Source organism: Lactobacillus amylovorus DSM 20531 (assembly GCF_002706375.1).
Lineage (GTDB): Bacteria > Bacillota > Bacilli > Lactobacillales > Lactobacillaceae > Lactobacillus > Lactobacillus amylovorus.
On record NZ_CP017706.1, the window covers coordinates 975,746 to 994,175 of the forward strand.

Sequence of the window (18,430 nt, forward strand, 5' to 3'; positions counted from 1 at the left end):
AAAAAAAGCCGGCCCAATACGAACCGACTCAAATAAATTATGCGTTGTGTGCTAAAGCGTAAGCAGCAAGTCCTATTGATAATACAGCGTCTTTAGATAATACTTCTTGTAAATCCTTGGCAGCGATTGCTTGGACTGCGCCAATAACCTTCAAGCTGTACACAATAACCCGGTAATCAGTTGCTGGGTCGTATAAATCATCTTCATATGGATCTTCATGGTTGTAAGTTAAATTGATTTCGTCCTTATCAACGTAGCCGTCAACGTGGTTCGTTAAAATACGATCATGCAAATCAGTTAACTTGTTTGCCATCTTAATCAAAGTTAATTTATGATCGCTTTCTGCTTCGTAGTATTGTTCTTCGGTCATATCGAAATAATCCTTGATCGGATTATTTAAAACGCCTAAGTTGTCGATCACCTTGTAAACAGCTTCGGCATCAAAGTCTTGTTCACCATTCAAAATCTTGTCTTGTGATAAGGCTAAATCGTCAGCCAACATCATGGTATCTAATTTTTCCATATGATCCTCCTTAAAATTCAACCCTAATTATAACAAAAAAAGCTATTTAGGCCCCTATTTCATGCATAAAAATAAAATTTCTTAGAAAAAAATTGGTATTTTTTGCGTAATAAATAATGTAGGGTAAAAATATAGATTGAGGAGAAAAATATGAACGATCAAATTATTAGCCGCTGTCCATGGGGCGACGTTAAAGACAAGGCAATGCAAGAATACCATGACCACGAATGGGGCAAGCTTAATTTAGATGAGAAATATCTCTATGAGATGCTGGTGCTTGAACTTTTCCAATCAGGTTTGAGCTGGAGCACGATTTTGCATAAACGCGAGAATTTTAGAAAAGCATTCAAAGACTTCAATGTGGAAAAAGTGGCGCAGATGACCGATTACGATGCGGGGATGCTCATGCAGGACAAGGGCATCATTCGTAACCATTTGAAAATAAACGCCGCAATTAAAAATGCGCGAGCAATTTTAGCAGTAAGAGAAGAACATGGCAGTTTTGCCAAATACCTGCAAAATTTCATCCCTAGCCAAATCATGCATCATCCCGAAACCGTTGATGATGTCCCTGCTTCAAACGATCTTTCCAAGAAGATTTCTAAGCAAATGAAAAAAGACGGCTTCTTCTTTGTGGGGCCAGTTATCGTTTATTCATACCTGCAAGCGATCGGCTTAATCAACGATCATTTAGAGCGCTGCAATTTCAAATACCTGGCATAGAAAAAAGAGCGAAGAATTATCTTCGCTCTTTTTGAGTTCATTAACAATTAAACTAACTTCTTACGGATCCAACCTGAAATCCAGTCAATAATGACAACCATAATGATGATACCAAGTAAGATGATACCTACACGGTCCCATTGACGATATTGAAGTGCAATGATCAATGGGTAACCGATACCACCGGCACCTACCAAACCAAGGATAGATGCAGAACGAATTGAAACATCAAAACGGTACAAGGTGTTAGAAATCAAAGCTGGCATCAAGTTAGGCATCGTTGAAAACATGATTACGTGGAACTTAGAACCACCGGCTGCGATCACAGCTTCGTTTGGTCCCTCTTCCAAGTTTTCAATGGCTTCTGAGAACAACTTGGCAAGCATACCAACTGAGTGGAAACCTAATGCCAAAACACCGGCTGCAGAACCAGGGCCCACGGCCTTGATGAACATCAAAGCAAGAACAATTTCAGGGAATGAACGGATAATTGCTAAAACAATTTTACCGATTCTCGAAGTGTACCAATGCTTGTGTCTAGTGTGAGCTGCCCAGAAGGCAAATGGCAATGAAATGATTGCGGAAATAAATGTACCTAAGAAAGCGATACAAATGGTTTGCCATAATTGTGAGATCAAGTCTTCACCTGAGCCATTGTAAACATAGCTCCAGTCCGGATGGAAAATGCCGGCGAAGATCGCACCAGCAATTTGACCAGCAGTAGCTTTAATACCACCGAAGTTAATGCCGGTACATGACCAAACGATAATTACAACAGTCGCAATCGCAATCAGCCAATGCGCTGCTTGTTTCTTACGGTCAACGGGTTTAGCGGGTAATTTTTTCATTGTAGTATCCATTATTTCATTAACGCCTCCCGTGACTTAGATGATACATAGTCGATCAAAACAACAACTACGATGATAACGATGATAATCGTACCAGTTTGAGCGTAATTGAAGACTTGCAAAGTTTGTTGCAAGTTAAGACCAATACCACCGGCACCGATATAACCAAGGACTGTTGATGCTCTGACGTTGATTTCAAATGCGTATAAAACATATGAGATGAAGTAAGTGATGATTTGTGGCATAACTGCGTAATGGATAATTTGCAGCTTGTTTGCACCTACAGCAGTCAAAGCTTCAATTGGACCTGGATCAATGGTTTCGATTGCTTCGTAGAACAACTTAACAACCACACCAAAGGTGAAGACTGCCAAAGCCAAGATACCGGCAACTGGGCCGATACCTACGATAGCTACGAAGATCGCACCAAGAAGCAAGTCAGGAATAGTTCTGACGATATTCATAATGACACGAAGTACGCCAGTTACAGCCTTATTCTTAACAATATTACGGGCAATCAATAATGAGTAGATAAATGCAACAACAGATCCAATTACCGTACCCAAAACAGCCATCTTGATGGTTTCAATCAACTTAGGCCAAACAACGTTCAAGTAGCTCCAGTCTGGGTGAGACATTTGCACGAAGATATCAGCAAATTGGTCCCAGTTTTCAAACAAGACGCTAATGTGCGTGTTAGTGACGTTGATTGAAATAAATAGTCCTGCAATCATGATGATTGTCCAAACCAAGTTCATGACTTTGAACTTGCGCTTAGGCAATTGATTTATTTGTTCAGGCATTATTCTTCCTCCTCGCTGCCGTTACCACCATTGTAAATATTAGTGAAGACAGACTTAGGAGTATCTTTCATCTTGCCATCGTAAACCACTTGACCGGCACGAATACCGATTACTCGTTCACCAAATTGTTGTGCAAGTTCGATACTGTGCAAGTTAGCAACTACGGTCATGCCATATTTTTCATTAAGCATCTTCAAGTCGTTCATGACTCTCACTGAAGTCTGTGGGTCAAGTGATGCAGTTGGTTCATCGGCCAAGATGATCTTTGGATTTTGCATAAGTACACGCGCAATCGCTACACGTTGTTGTTGACCACCTGATAACTCGTCAGCACGTGCATAAACTTTATTGGCCAAATCAACTTGTTGCAAAGCTTCATAAGCCTTTTGTTTATCTTCTTTACTGAATAAGTTAAAAGTAGTCTTCCAAGTTGGGTAGTAAGCTACGCGGCCTACCAAAACATTGCGCAAAACGCTAGAACGTTTAACCAAGTTAAAGTTCTGGAAAATCATACCAATATCGCGACGTAATTCACGCAAATTTTTGTCCTTGGCACTTGTAATTGATTTGCCGTCAATCAAAATATCGCCTGAGGTAACATCGTGCAAACGGTTGATTGAACGCAGCAAAGTTGACTTACCAGCACCAGACAAACCAACAACTACTACGAATTCGCCTTTATTAATAGTTAGGTTGATGTCCTTTAAACCGACAGTACCGTTGTCGTAGATCTTGGAAACATCTTTTAATTGGATCATTGGCTTATCTGCCATTTAATCGTTAACTCCCTTAATTTGAATTATTATTTCTTAGTTGATTCAACAATCTTGTCGTATTTACGAATAATGTTGAAGTCGCTATCCTTTGCGTATGCGTAACCTTCGTGGCTATATACGCTTTCGATAACCTTCTTACCTTCCTTTGACTTACCTACAGCGATGAATGCCTTAGCAAGCTTCTTACGGAATGACTTAGACATACTTGGAATTACTGAGATAGTGTCGTTAGGAATTGGCCTAGTAAAGTAAATTGGAACAACTTGACTCATGATCTTTGGATTGTCCTTCTTAACGATGTTACGTGCATCTTCAAAGACGAAAGCTGCATCAGTATCGCCGTTTAAGACGTTCAAAACAGCTTGGTCGTGACCAGTTACAGTAACCAACTTACAATCCTTAGTTACGTCCAAACCCTTTTGCTTAAGTTCAGCAACTGGGAATACGTAGCCAGCAGTTGAAGTTGGGTTTTGAACTGAGATTGACTTACCCTTTAAGTCTTTCCAGTTCTTGATCTTTGAACCCTTCTTAACAAGGATTTCTGCACGGTAGCTCTTTACTAATTGGTTAGTTGCTTTACCACCTGGTTGCTTAACGCCGTAACGTTCAGCTTGCAAAAGCAAATCAGCTGCACCTTGCTTGTGAGCTAAAACATAACCATCTGGTGGAAGGAAACCTACATCAACTTTTTTTGATTTCATAGCTTCCACAACAGTGTTGTAGTCAGTTGACATAGAAACGTGAACAGGAATACCCAATCTCTTTGAAAGCATCTTTTCAAGAGGCTTTGCACGAGCTTGCAACTTAGTTGCGGCTTGACTTGGCACAAATTGAATAGTCAATGACTTTGGGGTATAGCCGCCCTTAGAACTATTGCTCTTGTTTGAGCAGGCAGTTGCGACTACTGCTACAAGAAGAGCAACTACTGCTACCAAGATTCTTCTAAATCTCTTCATCTTAATTTATGTCCTCCATAAACATAAAAAATAGTGATAAAACAAACTACCAACGTCACAAAAAAAGACTTAATTACGGGTCGCCAAAGACGATCAATAATTAAGTCTAATTGATAACGTTTCTAATAACTAAACGAACAGAAAAAACGTCTTTTCGAGCAAAAGACACATCATTCATTACGATAAATTGTTCTGATTGCATAAACACTGTCTTTCACTCCCCCTTAATACATTTCCACGTTCATTTTATAAAATAATACCAGAAACATTCGTGTTCTATCAAGGTGTTTTGCAACTTTTTTCAAAAAAATAATCGCCAATGACTTTAGGATCATTTGACGATTATTCTTATATTAGTTCTTTTTAATAGTTGGCTTAACTGGATTGTTGGCCATATCGGTTTTAACAATCAAAACATCAGCCAAAGCGTGTTGGTTTACGTATTCAGTAACTGAACCCATCAACATTCTTTCAACGGCGTTCAAACCTGTAGCACCCATTACGATTAAAGTATCGTGGTGGTCCTTGATGAAGTCGTAAGAAATAATTCGTTTAGGACTACCATAACGAATGTGGTAATCAACATCATCAAAGTTGAAGTTGTCATGTGCCCATTTCTTCAAGCTCTTCAAGTATTCTTCAGAGTCTTGGGTCATTTGATAAATGGTGTCGCCAGAAATCAAGGTATCTTGCATTTCACCCATAAATTGACGTGTATCGATTACGTTTAATACATCAACATGAGCGCCATCTCTTTGGCCGATTCTAACAGCCTTATCAAAAGCTCTTTCAGCTGATTCTGAACCATCTACTGGAACTAAAATGCTTTCTTTTGCCATAATTTTCATCTCCTAAAAATGCATTAATACTTAATTCTTATTTTAGCATAATTTTGTAAGCCGTTACTTTCTAAATAATTGTTTAGTGTGAGTTTTGTTGATAAAATATTGTTCATGAATAGATTAAGGAAAGGGGAGCAATTTTTGACTAAAAAATTAACTAATCAATTAATCGGCGTCACCAGTGGCCGTAACTTTCGCGAACTTGGAGGCTACGAAACCATGTCTGGCAAGAAAATCAAGATGCACAAATTACTAAGAACTGGTAACTTAGCCGATTTATCACCATTCGACAAGCAATTCTTAACTGATTACGGTGTTAAATACGATGTCGACTTCCGTAGTAAACAAGAAGTTGATAACCAACCAGACCGTGTGCTAGATGGCGTAGAATACATCTACGATCCCGTCTTTAGCGAAGACTTGACCAATTCATCCAAGAGTTTAAACGACTTAAACAAGCAAGCTCATGATGATGCAGACTTCGGTTTCAACCATATGCACTACGCATACGAAGACATGATTGAAAGTGAATCTGCCCAAAATGCTTACCGCAAGTTCTTCGACGTTTTGCTTAAAAATACTGTCGATGGCGAAAGTGTAATCTTCCACTGTACTGCTGGTAAAGACAGAACCGGTTTTGGTGCTTTACTTGCTCTTAGTGCACTTGGCGTACCATTTAGCACTATCAAGAAAGACTACCTTTTAACCAACATCACGACTAAGGACTTCGTTGACAGCATGATCGAACATGCCCGTCAAAATGGTCGTAACGAAAATGTTTTGCAATCTATTCGTGATATCCAAAGCGTTCGTGCAGAATACCTTGACCACGCAGTCAAAGTTTTAAACGACGAATACGGCAGTATCAACGACTACTTGCGTGATGTCATGAAGCTTTCAAGTGCCGACATCATGGAATTACGTGATATTTACTTAGAAGACTAATTTTTAGTCTTCTTTTTCTCTGTCCTCAAATTTTTGCTTCAAAAAAGCATAGATTGCATGCGGATCGGTGAAGTTAAAAACTTCGCGCAATTCATTGGCTGGCGTGTCGGCCAAAAAGTCCATAACACTGGCCAACAATTCGGCTTGACCATCAGGATCATTGTCTAGCAGCATGAATAAAAATTTTACTTCAAGCGGTTGTTCTGGATTAATCATATTGTGAAAAACAACTGGGGTAGTCAATGAAACTGGAACAATCAGTCTGGTATTGACGAACTCCCCTTCCGTGTGCGGAATTGCGATATTAGGAATATTTTTACCCAAGGTTGAAGTGTCTAAACCTGTAGGAAAATTGTGCTCCCGTTCAACAATGTGGGATAAAAAGTTGCCCTTTACGTAGCCTTGTTCAAGCAAGTTGTCGTAGACTTCTTTTAACACTAAATCTTGCTTAGGCTGGTCTGACACGAAGACGGCGTTAGGTGCGAAAAGTTTTTTTGAATTAGTCATTGAAATTTCCTCTCTAAATGTGGAATTAACATTTTCACCATAAGTTAACAAGACGTTTTTTTCAACCAAAAAGATGATAAAGTTAACTTATATAGTTGTTTATTTTTTAGGGAGAATATCATGACAAAAACAAAGACTTTATATTTCGGTGCTGGTTGGTTCAACGAAAAGCAAAACAAGGCTTACAAAGAAGCCATGGAGGCTTTACAGAAGAACCCTACTGTTGACTTAGAAAACAGTTACGTACCACTTGATAACCAATACAAAGGCATCCGCGTTGATGAACACCCAGAATATTTACACGATATTGAATGGGCATCTGCTACCTACCACAATGACTTAGTTGGTATTAAGTCTTCAGACGTAATGCTCGGTGTTTATTTACCTGAAGAAGAAGATGTTGGCCTTGGGATGGAACTTGGCTACGCATTGTCTCAAGGTAAATACATCTTGCTTGTCATCCCTGACGAAGACTATGGTAAGCCAATCAACTTGATGAGTTGGGGCGTTTGCGACAACGTAATCAAGATCAGCGAATTGAAAGACTTCGACTTTAACAGACCTCGCTTCAACTTTTACGATGGCGCTGTCTATTAATTGAAAAAATAAAAAAGACAAAATAAATGACCCCTCGCAATTTCACTTGTATTACGAGAGGTCATTTTTTATTAGAATTTGTCATGTATCTTTTGTCTTTCTACTACAGATTACATACATTCTTCAAGCGACTGCCAAATTATCATTACTCTATGTCCACCTTACAAGGTCCGGACCACTTATATTAATTATTCGTCACTTGGTGAGAAATTATTACTGTTCAATTTACAATGCCCATCGGTATCACAAACCTTTCAACTAGTAATTATTTTTCTCTTCACCAACACTATACCACCTTTTCCCAAAATTAAAAACGCTTACATAAAAATAATTATAAAAAAATGACGTTAGCTTTCTAACGCCATTTTTCTATATCTTTTATCACTAATTAAGCCCTGTATCTTGATTCACCATTCATGTAGGTTTCACTCAAAGTCATATCAGGGTTCAAGATCAAGAAGTCGGCATCTTTATCTGGAGCAATAGTACCGCACTTGTCTAAGATGTGAGCACTCTTAGCTGGAACGTAGCTGGCCATCATTACTGCTTCTTCTGGAGTTACGATGTTCCAATCAACGACATTCTTGATAGCTTGCTTCAATTGCAAAATTGAACCAGCCAAGTTGTCGCCGTCCTTAAGACGAGCCATACCGTCTTTTACGTAAACTGGAAGTTCACCCAACATGTAGTCACCATCTGGCATCATACCAGCTTCCATACAGTCGGTGATTAAAGCAATGTGTTCTGGACCTACTGCATTGATCAAGGCCTTAGCCATTGATGGTTGAACGTGGTGACCATCACAGATCAATTCGTCAGTTACGTTGTTCAAAGCCATTGCAGCGTTTGAAATTGATGGAGTGTGGTGGCTTGGATCTGGCATCCCGTTAAAGGTGTGAGTAAACATAGTTGCACCAGCTTCAACGCCTTCAACTGCTTCTTCAAAGGTTGCGCTTGAGTGACCTAATGAAATAACTACGCCTTCCTTAACAGCTTCGCGGATAAATTCCTTTGAACCCTTTCTTTCAGGAGCCATTGAGATCTTGCAAAGCATGCTGTCTGAAGCATCGCGCCACTTGTTAAATTCGTTGATGTCTGGATCCATCATGTACTTAGGGTTTTCAGCACCAGCGTGTTCTTCAGTAAAGAAAGGTCCTTCAAAGTGAATACCTTGAATCTTGGCACCAGTTTCTTGACCCTTGTGGTCTGCGAACATCTTGCAGATTCTAGTCAAAGTATCGCTACCGGCAGTGATTGTAGTTGGCAGCCATGAGGTTACACCTGCGCTAAGAAGACCATTAGAAATCTTGTTGATGCCTTCCCAGTCACTCTTCATAACATCTTCACGAAGTGAACCATGGATGTGAGTATCAACTAAACCTGGAGCAACCCACTTGCCCTTGTAGTCAACGATCTTACCTTCTGGCTTTTTAGACTCAGGATAGAAAAAGCCAAACTTGCCGTTGTCTTGAACTTCAAGATAACCGCCATTTTCTGTTCTGTTTTCTAAGAAAAACTTGTCTGCATGAATGTAATAAGTCATATGTATCTTCTCTCTTCAAAAAAATAATAATCGCTTTCAATACCTTTATTATATCCGATAAAATTGGTCAATACCAGTTTTAATATAATTGAACAAAAAGTTTTCTATTTTTTCGTTATAATATAAGGTAACAAGTAAAATTAGGAAGAAAGCAATATGACACAAAATACTCAAATAGAAAGACACCAATTAGGTCAGCTTATCGGTGCTAATAAACGTGATCATTATTATGAACTCCATTATTCCACTGGAGAAGTTGCTCGTCTTTATATTTTAGCTGAGGGAATATTCCGTTATTTCCTTGATCCTGCTAAAAATTTTGACGAGAATCACTCCTCTTTTGTTGACCTGGCTCAATTTGATAATAGTTACTTTGAAAAATCTAAGCCTAAGGCTACTAGCGATTCATTAATTATTCAATCTGGCAATTACCAGCTTATTTTTCAGCAAAAACCAGCCGTGATGAATATTTTTGATGAGACTTTGCACCGCAACCGCGTAATGCAGCTTAGTCCGCTTGAGCTCGATCAAAATCAAACAACTGAGATTTTGAAGCAACATAAGAATGAATTTTACTTTGGTGGCGGTATGCAAAATGGCTACTTCAGTCATAAAGGCAAGGTCATCGAAATTAAGCGTGACAAGATTACGGGTAAAGGCGGCGTACTAAGCCAAATCCCATTTTTCTGGGCTAACTCAGGTTTTGGTGAATTGCGCAACACTGAATCAACTGGTAGCTATGACTTCGGTAAAACTGAAGCTGATGCCACGATCTTGAAGCACAACACTAACGTGTTTGATACCTTCTATCTTTTGGGCAATTCTCCTAAAGATATTTTGGCTAAATACTACACTTTGACTGGCAAGCCATTGATGCCACCTAAGTACGCATTAGGTTTGGGCCACATCGGCAACTTTTTGACCACGCTTTGGCAACCTGGCGAAGCCAAGGAAAGAAACGCCACCGTCTTTGAAGATGGCAACTACTACACTAGAACCGATAATCCGGAAGATTCTAACGGTAAGGCTTCTTTAAATGGCGAAGAAGAATATCAATTCTCTGCTCGTGCGATGGTTGATCGTTATGAGAAGCAACACTTCAAGTTAAGTTGGATTGTGCCTAACTACGAAATTCAAGACGTTAACCCAGAAGCAATGACCAGCTTTAGCGATTATGCTTCTAGCCGCGACGTTAATGCCGGTGTTTGGAGTGGCGACGAAACGCCTAAGACAGCTCCAGATACTCCCTTTATTCAAACAACCAGCAGCAATCCTAAGACTTTAAAAGATGATGCGATTATTTTGCGTGATAACTTAAAGCGCAAGCGTCCGCTTATTTTCTCAAATACGGGAATTGCTGGTAGCCAAAGCAGAACTATTTTAGCCTTTGGCGATATTGGCGGCAATTGGGAAAATATCCCAACTCAAGTTGCCGGTTTCTTAGGTTCTAGTCTTTCAGGCCAGCCTCTAATCGGTAGTGCAGTTGACGGTACCGCTGGTGGCGGCAATGCCCAAATCAGTATCCGTGACTTTGAATGGAAGGCATTCACTCCACTACTCTTTAATTTGGATGACCAAGGCAAATTCAGTAAGACGCCATTTACTTATAACAGCAAGATGACTCAAATTAATCGTGCTTACTTGAAATTGCGTGAACAACTTCGCACTTACATGTACACGTTGATTTACTGCGCACAAGTGGGTGAACCAATTATGAGACCACTCTTCTTGGAATTCCCACATGAACAAATCAACTACACGCCTCAAGTAGGTCATGAATTCATGCTTGGACCTAACTTACTGATTTCACCAATCGTTAATGGTCGTGAAGATGGCAACGGCAATTCTAGAAAAGATAACCTCTACTTGCCAAACCACCGCACAATGTGGGTTGACTTGTTCGACGGTAAGAAATACTTGGGTGGCCGAGTTTACAACAAGCAATCTTACCCATCTTGGCACTTACCTGTCTTTGTTCGTGGCGGTTCAATCTTTGACTTAGGTGAACGCAACTACGTCCTTTACCCACAAGGCCACAGCAAAATGGTTACTTACGATGATAATGGCTACAACGATTACTCAAGAAACCATGTTTCTACCCAAATCAGCAGTGATCTTGAAGCAAGCAAGTTAACTATTACGATTGATCCAACTCAAGGTGATTTCAGTACTTTCCAAACGGAAAATACAACTAACTTGAACATCATGTGTGACGGCTATCCTGATGGTTTAACCGTTAAGATCAATGATCAAGTCATCAACATGCAAGAATATGGCACAGTTGATACTTTTGCCCACGCAAAGGAAGGTTTCTTCTTCAACACCAACTACAGCTGGATGCCTGAATTTGATCAATACCAAGAAAAGAAGCAAACGGCTTTGCAAATTAAGTTGGCTAAGCGTGACATCACTGATTCTAAGATTGAAATTACCATCCGCAACTTTAGATATGGTAACGAAACTTTGGTGCACGCAATTACTGACTCTTTGCTTCGTTCACCAAAACAACCAGCAGTTGATCCTGATAAGATCAGCTCACACTCATTGACGGTTGTTTGGCCACAATTGACTGATAAAGTTCAAATCGAAGTCAATGGTATTTTGCATGATGGCATTGATGGCAGTTCATTCACCTTCCATGAATTGGTACCAAATACTCGCTACACATTGCGTTTGCGTTACGTTGCAGGTAATAAGGTTTCTGAATGGTCAGATCCATTTGGCGCAATTACTAAGCCGGACCCAATGAATTATGCGATTAACAATATCAAGGTCACTAGCAATTTAACCAGTCAAAAAGACCACCCACTTGAATATTTGACCGATTTGAAATTAGCTAGCGAATGGAAAACAGTTAATGGCGTAAGTGAAGATGAACCACTTGAATTGAACTTCAAGTTTAACCAATTAGAGCATTTAAGTCGCATGGTTTGGGTACCTCGCAAGATTGATCATCAAGGTGACCCGGTTGAGGTTAGCGTTGAAACTTCAACGGATGGTGTCAACTTTAAGCCTTATGGCGAACGTCTCACTTGGAAGTCCGACAGCAAGAATAAAGTTGTGGGCTTACGTGATGTGGCTGCTAAGGCAATCAGATTGAAGGTCTATAAGTCATCTGGTCCATTTGTAGCTTCTAAGGAAGTTATCTTCTTCAGAGAAAAGAAGGATTAATAAGAAATCAAATAGGCTCTCATGATGAGAGCCTATTTTTACTTAAAAATACATTATGAAAATATCAGAAGCATTACGAAACTACAGACAAGAAATTGGATTATCACAAAAAGAATTTATTGGAGATATTATTTCTGCAGCACAATATTCTCGAATAGAAAAAGGAACACAAGAAATTAATTTATCAACTACTCTTCTTTTACTCACCTCTAATCACATTAATGTAAGTGATTTTATCATCAAGATTTTACCAGATTACAATAATGATGACGAAGGAAATTTACAAACTATACTGTCACAACAAGTAATGGCAGCATACTATGATAACAATATAGACGAATTAAAAAAGCTGCTTAACAAAATAAACAAATTACACGATGCCACAGATCTTAAGTTAAGAACGAATCTTGCATTAATTTATTTAGAAAAGAAAGAAAATCAGCTTGATCCCAAATTCAAAAAACAAATTATAAATGAATTTATAAAACGTGATAATTGGACAGAAAGTCCGACTACTCTCCATCTTTTAGAACAATCAATGTTAGTATTTGACTTTGATCAAATTTCTTTACTAACAAATTCGATATTTAAACGATATCAAGATATTCGAGATCAAGATTTCTTAACTCAAGATAGAGTTGCCGGTATTTGTATCAACTATTTATATATTTGTTATCAAAATAAAAACAAGTCAGCGGCTCAAAAAGCATTTAATCTTTTAGATAAATTACCAAAAATACCTGAATTATTTACATACCAGTTTTTGATCAAATATTATAAATATTTATTCAAATCTGACTTTAACCAAGCCGAAGAAATAAAAAATATTTTAGCTACATACGGTTTAACTAACTTAGCTCAAAGATTGCCCAATTAATTTCATATATGAAATTACATTTCTTTTATAAAAAAAGAAAGATAAAATAATTAAATCGATTAATAATTACATAGTAATCTACGTTACAAATTGAGGTTTTTTACATGATTTATACATTACCGGTAATTTTAAATTAGTTTTAAAAGGAGACCAAGATTATGTCTATGAATAAAAAGAACATAATTTTGGTCCTAATATTGTCCTAATAAAGTAGATGAATTTTATGCATAATCATGATATTTATCACGCAATTCTAAAAAATCGGAAAATCAATCGCATAATTTTGTCAATCGAAGCAATTTACTGCGTTTGGTTGGCTATGACTTTAGTTTTTAATTTTAAATGGTTCGCCTATTCTATTGATACACAATTTGTGTTGATCAGCCTTTTCTTTTTTATTGGATGGATATTTAATCTAATTAAGAAAAGAAAATCGCATAAATCAAAACTAAAATAAAAAATTTTTCCTCAGTTGATTATTAATCAGCTGAGGATTTTTTAGCTTCTCTTATTTTCTTTTCATGTATCTCTTGCTAGTATCTTTCAAATAGAAAAGCGCCTGTAAAGGCGCTTTAGCAAATTATCATAACTTAAATTATTCTCCCCACTCACTTTTCAGCCATTCCATTGCTAAATTAAACCAATGAGCTGCGTGCGGATTTTCTTGCCATTCACGGCCCTTAGTCTGCACATTGTGTCGTGCCAAAGAAAAGCCATGATAACCATGATTAAATAAATGCGCCTCAGTTGGTACCTTATTTTTGTTTAAAGCACCAAGATATTCGATCGAATTACCGATCAAAACAACCGGATCATCCCATGCCTGGAAGATAAATGTATCTGGTGTTTCACGTGTAACACCTAATGCACTATCCAAAAGATCCTTCTCTTCTGGCATCTTATTCTTTTGATCTTCTGGAATAGGAAAACCAATCTTTTCAATATTGATTAGTGGATATCCCAAAATCGTCTTATTAGGTAATACATCATCTTTTTCAAAACCGTATTTTTTTTGATACAAAGGACTAGTTGCCATATTGTTGGCTACACTGACAACATGTCCACCAGCTGAAAAACCAATTGTCAAAATGCGTTCAGGATCTAAATTATATTCTTCCGCATGATCTCTAAAGAACTTTACAGTTGATAAAACATCAAGACCCGCATCAGGATAAATCTTGCCCTCATCGTGCACTAAGTTATATTCCATTACCACGCTATTAAAACCTTCATTGTTAAACGCTAAAGCAACTGGCTCACCTTCTCTTTGAGACAAGTGTTCAAAGCTGCCGCCCGGAACCACAATTGCCAAAGGACGTTTTTGTTCCACCAGCTCCGGATTTTGATCCAGCACGTAAGTATGAATTTTGAATTCACGCTGATTAAAATTAGTTAGCGTCAGATTTTCTATCTTCATGTTTCAGTCCTTTCTTACCCATTCCTCTAGATAACATAAATGATGAAAGAGGTACAGTTAATATAACCCCAATTAAAGAATACATGATAATTAATGCTTCATTAACAAAAAGTTTTTCATTAACGACTTCACCTGGTGTATAACCTAAGCGGAAATACCATAAGAACAAGGATAAGAAACTACCAAACATTCCGAATAAAATAGTGTTCATGGCTGTACCTAAAACGTCGTTACCGATCGCCGTACCACTATTCATTAACTCTTCTTTGCCAATATCAGGATTGTGCTTCTTAATTTCAAGCAAACCTGAACTCATCGCTACGGCTGCTTCCGCAATCGCACCTAGAGTTGAGAAGATGGCTACAGTTACCGCGATCATTGGGTAACTCAAGCCTGGCATCTGTGACAAACCTACCAGCAGTTCTCCTGCCTCTGGTCCAAGTCCTGCAGCTTGTGCCAAATATTGGCAGCCCCAGATAAACAAGCTCACGATCAAGCAGACCAAGAAGGCAGAATAGAATGAATTTTTCGCTACAGTATAATCGTGCGTTCCTAGGAAAATGATCGTCACTAGTTTTAGCGGAATGAAGATCAACGTCAAAATTGCAATATTGATTCCCCATGAAATCAGCATCGCTACCAAGATCAGTAGCAAGGTGTTAATCAAAACACTAAAGAAACTACGAATTCCAGTTTCACCGCCGACAATCATCATCAAAATTGCTAAAACGATGATTAACGCCATTAGCGTACTCATTTATTCTCACCTTCTTTTTTAAACAAACTCTTCCAATCTCTATTCTTCAAGAAGAATAAACTACATCCCGTCGCAAAAATGACCGTCAAGACAATCCCAATCGCAGAAATTACACTCTGTGTGGCTCCTAGCGACAACGTAAAGCCGAAAGTAGATGCAAACGTGTTATTGTCCCGCAAGTACAAAATCGTCTCAGGCAAGGCTCCAGCGATGAAAATCAAAACCAAAACATTGATCAATGGCCCCATGATTTCTTGTCCCATGGTACGACCACTCTGGATCAATTGCTTCGTTGTGATATCCTTCTTCGTTTGAATCAATTCGTACAAACTAGAAATGATATCCGTTGCTTCATCCATTACCGCACCCAAAATTCCGATCAAGGTTTGGGCTAAAAACAATCCACGTGGATCCTGCGTTGCGTAGTCCCCAGTTTCATACTTCATTTCAGATTCGCCGGTTAACTTCATAATGACATAGCACAAGGCAAAGGAGACGAATACTCCGAGCAGTGTGGCCAGCCACGTAGCCAGCATCTTTTTATTAAAGCCTTGCACAATTAATAGACTCACGAATGAGAAGATAATGTCGGCTAGGCCAAACAATAAAATGATGTGTGCACCATTTAAATGAACGTCCCAAACAATGATCAAGTAAAAGGTAATCCAACTGAGGATCATCGAAACCACCAGTGAGATTGAATGCTTACCTGATACAGCCACCATCAAGGTCAAAGTAATCGTAACTACTAACACCAATACCCAATCACGTTTAGGATTTACGATTGCCGGATCACCTTTTTTGATGTTCACGAAAATTCGTTGCCGCGGCCGGAACTTCTGAGTCGTCAGCTGTGAAGGATAGTACACGTTTTTCGTGGTGTACGTCTCCCCTTTATTCTTACCTGACAAAATCTTCAAGTGCAAAATTTGCTGTCTGGTTTGATCCTGATTCTTATAAACGTCTTCGTTCTTTTCGATCAGCGTATCTTTGATTTGGGTATCTGTAATAAGTGCTACTTCATCCTTATGATAGATGTCTGTTGCAAAGTAGGTCAAAACCGTAAAAATTGCTCCCACTACTGCAACGATAATCGCTGCAGTATAGCGTTTTTTCCATTTATGCTTCATTATTACAACTTCCTATTTCTTTGATACTTTTACTGTAAAACAAAAGGCGGCCTAATGTTAGGTCGCCTTTCAATTCTTTAGATTTTCAATAAAATCTTTAGACTTTCGTTTAAAATTTAAAAATTCTTTGCCACCAATGTTCCTTTCTTTCTGGAAGTTGCATATCTTCTAGAGTTCTGTGAACATTTGCAGTTGCACGCTTTTTAGCATTTTCTTTGGCCTTAGAAATAATTTCGTCATGCATCTCTTCTTGACTCTTATGCATGTCTTCTTTTACTTCTTCGCGCTTTTGCTCTGCATCCTTCTTAGGTTCAGCGTCATCGTCGCTAACGACACCAGAAATATCCGGCAATGCGGCGATCTTATCAGAATTATCCTTAGGTGCAGCAAGCTGCTTTTGGGCCTCAATTAAATCTTGATTCTGCTTTTGAATCACGTTCAATTGCCTTTGCAAAGAACTAATAGCCTCATTTTGGTTAGAGATAGTTTGTTGAAGAGTGTTGAGTAATTTTACTACTTCTTTAGTATCCATTACATCACTATTGGTGTATGGAGCTACCTTCTTTGGCTCTTCTTTTGGTCTTTCGTCTTTTTTATCACTAACTGCATAAATTTGACGAGCAGCTTCTTGCAAAGTCAAACCGCTATTCTTAGATAAACGGTGGAAGGCCTTCAAGTCATCAATATCTTTTTGATGGTATAAACGAGCCTTTTGCTTAGTACGAGCAAAGTAGTTAGTATTGCCCGTTACCTTTTCCACGATTAAAGAATATTTCCTTAATGTGGCTACACTAATACCTAATTCTTCTGCGGCTGTTTTAGGTGCAGCTAACTCCTCAAAATCACGCGTGTTAGTCATTACAATCTACCTCTGTACTTTTCGGCATTAATCGTGCTTGTGAAGCAAAGTCTTCTTGTGGTCGAATCTTTCCATACCTGCTTCGATCAAGCGAGTAATCAATTCAGTGTAAGGGATGCCAGCTTCTTCGAACAGCTTAGGATACATACTGATGTTGGTAAAGCCAGGAAGAGCATTAACTTCAGTTAAAACAACCTTGCCACCTGGGGTAAGCATTGAGTCGATTCTAGCCATACCGCTACATTCAGTAACTTCGTAAACCTTACGAGCGTTCTTTCTAACTGTATCGATAATTTCATCTGGCAAGTCTGCTGGAATTTGCAACTTAGAAGTTGAGTTGTCATCGTACTTGTTTTCGTAAGTGTAGAATGAGCCTTTTGCATTGGTGATTTGACCAACACCTGCTACAATTGGCTTGTCGTTACCCAAAACGGCTGTTTCAACTTCAGTACCTGGTACAGTTTCTTCGACTAAAACTTTATCATCGTACTTGAAGGCTTCTTCTAATGCTGCAGCGTATTCATCAGCGTTAGTAACGTGGTTTACACCAACTGATGAACCTTGGTTGGATGGCTTAACGAACATGTCACGGCCAAGCTTTTCAGCAACCTTTTCATAATCAAGTTTATCATTATTCTTGTCATCGTATTCAAAGCGCTTGATTGAAATCCAATCAGCAACTGGAACACCAACTTTTTGAGCCAAGATCTTGGTAAATTCCTTGTCCATAGTTACGGCAGCGGCTAAGACGTCGTCACCAACGAATGGCTTGTTCATTAAACGGAATAAACCTTGCAATACACCGTCTTCACCTAAGTTACCGTGAACAATTGGGAAGAAGACATCAATTTCTGGTAAGTTTTCTAATTCGATTAAGTTAGAAAGGTTGTGAACCTTGTGTGGATTCTTAACTTGGTATGAAGGATCTTCCAATACTTTGAAGCTTTCTTCTTCGTTTGCAAAGTAGCCTTCATTAGTGATCCAGATTGGGTGCACATCAAACTTATCCTTGTCAATCGCTTTATAAATGTTGTGCCCCGAAACAATTGATACTTCATATTCTGATGAGTTACCACCAAAAATTAATCCGACTTGTATTTTTTTAGTCATTGTTTTATACCTCTTTTAAATGTTCCAAACCTTTATTATACGCAAA

Annotated in this window: 18 protein-coding genes; 5 read left to right on the top strand and 13 right to left on the bottom strand. The window is 38.6% G+C overall.

The window, feature by feature from the left end; genetic code table 11:
- Positions 1-37 precede the first annotated feature (37 nt).
- Entirely contained in the window at positions 38-523 is a 486-nt protein-coding gene (locus tag LA20531_RS05085) for a hypothetical protein (protein ID WP_014565506.1), read from the bottom strand.
- A 150-nt stretch (positions 524-673) separates the two neighbouring features.
- Here LA20531_RS05085 and LA20531_RS05090 point away from each other — a divergent pair, with 150 nt between their 5' ends.
- Positions 674-1,246 carry a DNA-3-methyladenine glycosylase I gene (locus LA20531_RS05090; protein ID WP_056939612.1) on the top strand — a complete coding sequence of 191 codons (573 nt, stop codon included), beginning with the start codon at positions 674-676 and terminating at the stop codon, positions 1,244-1,246.
- Positions 1,247-1,293: 47 nt separating this feature from the next.
- On the opposite strand, the gene phnE (LA20531_RS05095) is transcribed toward LA20531_RS05090, so the two are convergent.
- The 5 genes from phnE (LA20531_RS05095) to LA20531_RS05115 form a co-directional block, all read right to left on the bottom strand.
- Positions 1,294-2,106 (bottom strand): phosphonate ABC transporter, permease protein PhnE, encoded by an 813-nt coding sequence (gene phnE, locus LA20531_RS05095; protein ID WP_013436996.1) that lies wholly within the window; start codon positions 2,104-2,106, stop codon positions 1,294-1,296.
- Positions 2,106-2,897, bottom strand: a complete 792-nt coding sequence (phnE, locus tag LA20531_RS05100; RefSeq protein WP_013436995.1) for a phosphonate ABC transporter, permease protein PhnE — start codon at positions 2,895-2,897, stop codon at positions 2,106-2,108. Before phnE (LA20531_RS05100) ends, phnE (LA20531_RS05095) begins: the two co-directional genes overlap by 1 nt.
- Positions 2,897-3,670: a phosphonate ABC transporter ATP-binding protein gene (gene phnC, locus LA20531_RS05105; protein WP_056939611.1), complete on the bottom strand. Its 774-nt coding sequence runs from the start codon at positions 3,668-3,670 to the stop codon at positions 2,897-2,899. Before phnC ends, phnE (LA20531_RS05100) begins: the two co-directional genes overlap by 1 nt.
- 29 nt (positions 3,671-3,699) lie before the next feature.
- Positions 3,700-4,629: a phosphate/phosphite/phosphonate ABC transporter substrate-binding protein gene (locus LA20531_RS05110; protein WP_056939610.1), complete on the bottom strand. Its 930-nt coding sequence runs from the start codon at positions 4,627-4,629 to the stop codon at positions 3,700-3,702.
- Positions 4,630-4,982: 353 nt separating this feature from the next.
- Positions 4,983-5,468, bottom strand: a complete 486-nt coding sequence (locus tag LA20531_RS05115) for a universal stress protein (RefSeq protein ID WP_056939609.1) — start codon at positions 5,466-5,468, stop codon at positions 4,983-4,985.
- A 144-nt stretch (positions 5,469-5,612) separates the two neighbouring features.
- Here LA20531_RS05115 and LA20531_RS05120 point away from each other — a divergent pair, with 144 nt between their 5' ends.
- Positions 5,613-6,416: a tyrosine-protein phosphatase gene (locus LA20531_RS05120; RefSeq protein ID WP_056939608.1), complete on the top strand. Its 804-nt coding sequence runs from the start codon at positions 5,613-5,615 to the stop codon at positions 6,414-6,416.
- Positions 6,417-6,419: 3 nt separating this feature from the next.
- Here the strand turns inward: LA20531_RS05120 and LA20531_RS05125 are convergent, their stop codons facing one another.
- A complete protein-coding gene (locus tag LA20531_RS05125) occupies positions 6,420-6,923 on the bottom strand; it encodes a PTS sugar transporter subunit IIA (protein ID WP_056939607.1) in 504 nt (167 codons plus the stop codon).
- A gap of 120 nt (positions 6,924-7,043) precedes the next feature.
- Here LA20531_RS05125 and LA20531_RS05130 point away from each other — a divergent pair, with 120 nt between their 5' ends.
- A complete protein-coding gene (locus LA20531_RS05130; RefSeq protein ID WP_056939606.1) occupies positions 7,044-7,520 on the top strand; it encodes a nucleoside 2-deoxyribosyltransferase in 477 nt (158 codons plus the stop codon).
- 388 nt (positions 7,521-7,908) lie between these two features.
- On the opposite strand, the gene nagA is transcribed toward LA20531_RS05130, so the two are convergent.
- A complete protein-coding gene (nagA, locus tag LA20531_RS05135) occupies positions 7,909-9,063 on the bottom strand; it encodes an N-acetylglucosamine-6-phosphate deacetylase (protein ID WP_056939605.1) in 1,155 nt (384 codons plus the stop codon).
- Positions 9,064-9,219: 156 nt separating this feature from the next.
- Here nagA and LA20531_RS05140 point away from each other — a divergent pair, with 156 nt between their 5' ends.
- The gene (locus tag LA20531_RS05140; protein ID WP_056939604.1) at positions 9,220-12,234 is read left to right on the top strand and encodes a TIM-barrel domain-containing protein; all 3,015 of its coding nucleotides are present in this window, start codon (positions 9,220-9,222) and stop codon (positions 12,232-12,234) included.
- A gap of 55 nt (positions 12,235-12,289) precedes the next feature.
- Positions 12,290-13,111, top strand: a complete 822-nt coding sequence (locus tag LA20531_RS05145; protein WP_056939603.1) for a helix-turn-helix domain-containing protein — start codon at positions 12,290-12,292, stop codon at positions 13,109-13,111.
- 595 nt (positions 13,112-13,706) lie between these two features.
- Here LA20531_RS05145 and LA20531_RS05155 read toward each other — a convergent pair.
- The 5 genes from LA20531_RS05155 to LA20531_RS05175 form a co-directional block, all read right to left on the bottom strand.
- The gene (locus tag LA20531_RS05155) at positions 13,707-14,528 is read right to left on the bottom strand and encodes an alpha/beta hydrolase (RefSeq protein ID WP_056939602.1); all 822 of its coding nucleotides are present in this window, start codon (positions 14,526-14,528) and stop codon (positions 13,707-13,709) included.
- Positions 14,500-15,285 (bottom strand): YibE/F family protein, encoded by a 786-nt coding sequence (locus LA20531_RS05160; protein ID WP_056939601.1) that lies wholly within the window; start codon positions 15,283-15,285, stop codon positions 14,500-14,502. Before LA20531_RS05160 ends, LA20531_RS05155 begins: the two co-directional genes overlap by 29 nt.
- Positions 15,282-16,415 (bottom strand): YibE/F family protein, encoded by a 1,134-nt coding sequence (locus LA20531_RS05165; protein ID WP_056939600.1) that lies wholly within the window; start codon positions 16,413-16,415, stop codon positions 15,282-15,284. The genes LA20531_RS05160 and LA20531_RS05165 overlap by 4 nt, the downstream gene beginning before the upstream one ends.
- Positions 16,416-16,524: 109 nt before the next feature.
- On the bottom strand, positions 16,525-17,274 hold the full coding sequence (locus LA20531_RS05170; RefSeq protein WP_056939599.1) for a MerR family transcriptional regulator: 750 nt from the start codon (positions 17,272-17,274) through the stop codon (positions 16,525-16,527).
- A gap of 27 nt (positions 17,275-17,301) precedes the next feature.
- Entirely contained in the window at positions 17,302-18,384 is a 1,083-nt protein-coding gene (locus LA20531_RS05175; RefSeq protein ID WP_056939598.1) for a D-alanine--D-alanine ligase family protein, read from the bottom strand.
- Positions 18,385-18,430 lie beyond the last annotated feature (46 nt).

Excerpts from the sequence above, each read along its gene's own strand:
- LA20531_RS05090 (WP_056939612.1), top strand. The coding sequence starts at position 674 with ATGAACGATCAAATTATTAGCCGCTGTCCATGGGGCGACGTTAAAGAC.
- LA20531_RS05175 (WP_056939598.1), bottom strand. The coding sequence starts at position 18,384 with ATGACTAAAAAAATACAAGTCGGATTAATTTTTGGTGGTAACTCATCA.
- LA20531_RS05170 (WP_056939599.1), bottom strand. The coding sequence starts at position 17,274 with ATGACTAACACGCGTGATTTTGAGGAGTTAGCTGCACCTAAAACAGCC.
- LA20531_RS05155 (WP_056939602.1), bottom strand. The coding sequence starts at position 14,528 with ATGAAGATAGAAAATCTGACGCTAACTAATTTTAATCAGCGTGAATTC.
- phnE (WP_013436996.1), bottom strand. The coding sequence starts at position 2,106 with ATGGATACTACAATGAAAAAATTACCCGCTAAACCCGTTGACCGTAAG.
- LA20531_RS05145 (WP_056939603.1), top strand. The coding sequence starts at position 12,290 with ATGAAAATATCAGAAGCATTACGAAACTACAGACAAGAAATTGGATTA.
- LA20531_RS05115 (WP_056939609.1), bottom strand. The coding sequence starts at position 5,468 with ATGGCAAAAGAAAGCATTTTAGTTCCAGTAGATGGTTCAGAATCAGCT.
- LA20531_RS05110 (WP_056939610.1), bottom strand. The coding sequence starts at position 4,629 with ATGAAGAGATTTAGAAGAATCTTGGTAGCAGTAGTTGCTCTTCTTGTA.
- LA20531_RS05125 (WP_056939607.1), bottom strand. The coding sequence starts at position 6,923 with ATGACTAATTCAAAAAAACTTTTCGCACCTAACGCCGTCTTCGTGTCA.
- LA20531_RS05130 (WP_056939606.1), top strand. The coding sequence starts at position 7,044 with ATGACAAAAACAAAGACTTTATATTTCGGTGCTGGTTGGTTCAACGAA.
- phnC (WP_056939611.1), bottom strand. The coding sequence starts at position 3,670 with ATGGCAGATAAGCCAATGATCCAATTAAAAGATGTTTCCAAGATCTAC.
- LA20531_RS05140 (WP_056939604.1), top strand. The coding sequence starts at position 9,220 with ATGACACAAAATACTCAAATAGAAAGACACCAATTAGGTCAGCTTATC.
- LA20531_RS05165 (WP_056939600.1), bottom strand. The coding sequence starts at position 16,415 with ATGAAGCATAAATGGAAAAAACGCTATACTGCAGCGATTATCGTTGCA.
- nagA (WP_056939605.1), bottom strand. The coding sequence starts at position 9,063 with ATGACTTATTACATTCATGCAGACAAGTTTTTCTTAGAAAACAGAACA.
- phnE (WP_013436995.1), bottom strand. The coding sequence starts at position 2,897 with ATGCCTGAACAAATAAATCAATTGCCTAAGCGCAAGTTCAAAGTCATG.
- LA20531_RS05160 (WP_056939601.1), bottom strand. The coding sequence starts at position 15,285 with ATGAGTACGCTAATGGCGTTAATCATCGTTTTAGCAATTTTGATGATG.
- LA20531_RS05085 (WP_014565506.1), bottom strand. The coding sequence starts at position 523 with ATGGAAAAATTAGATACCATGATGTTGGCTGACGATTTAGCCTTATCA.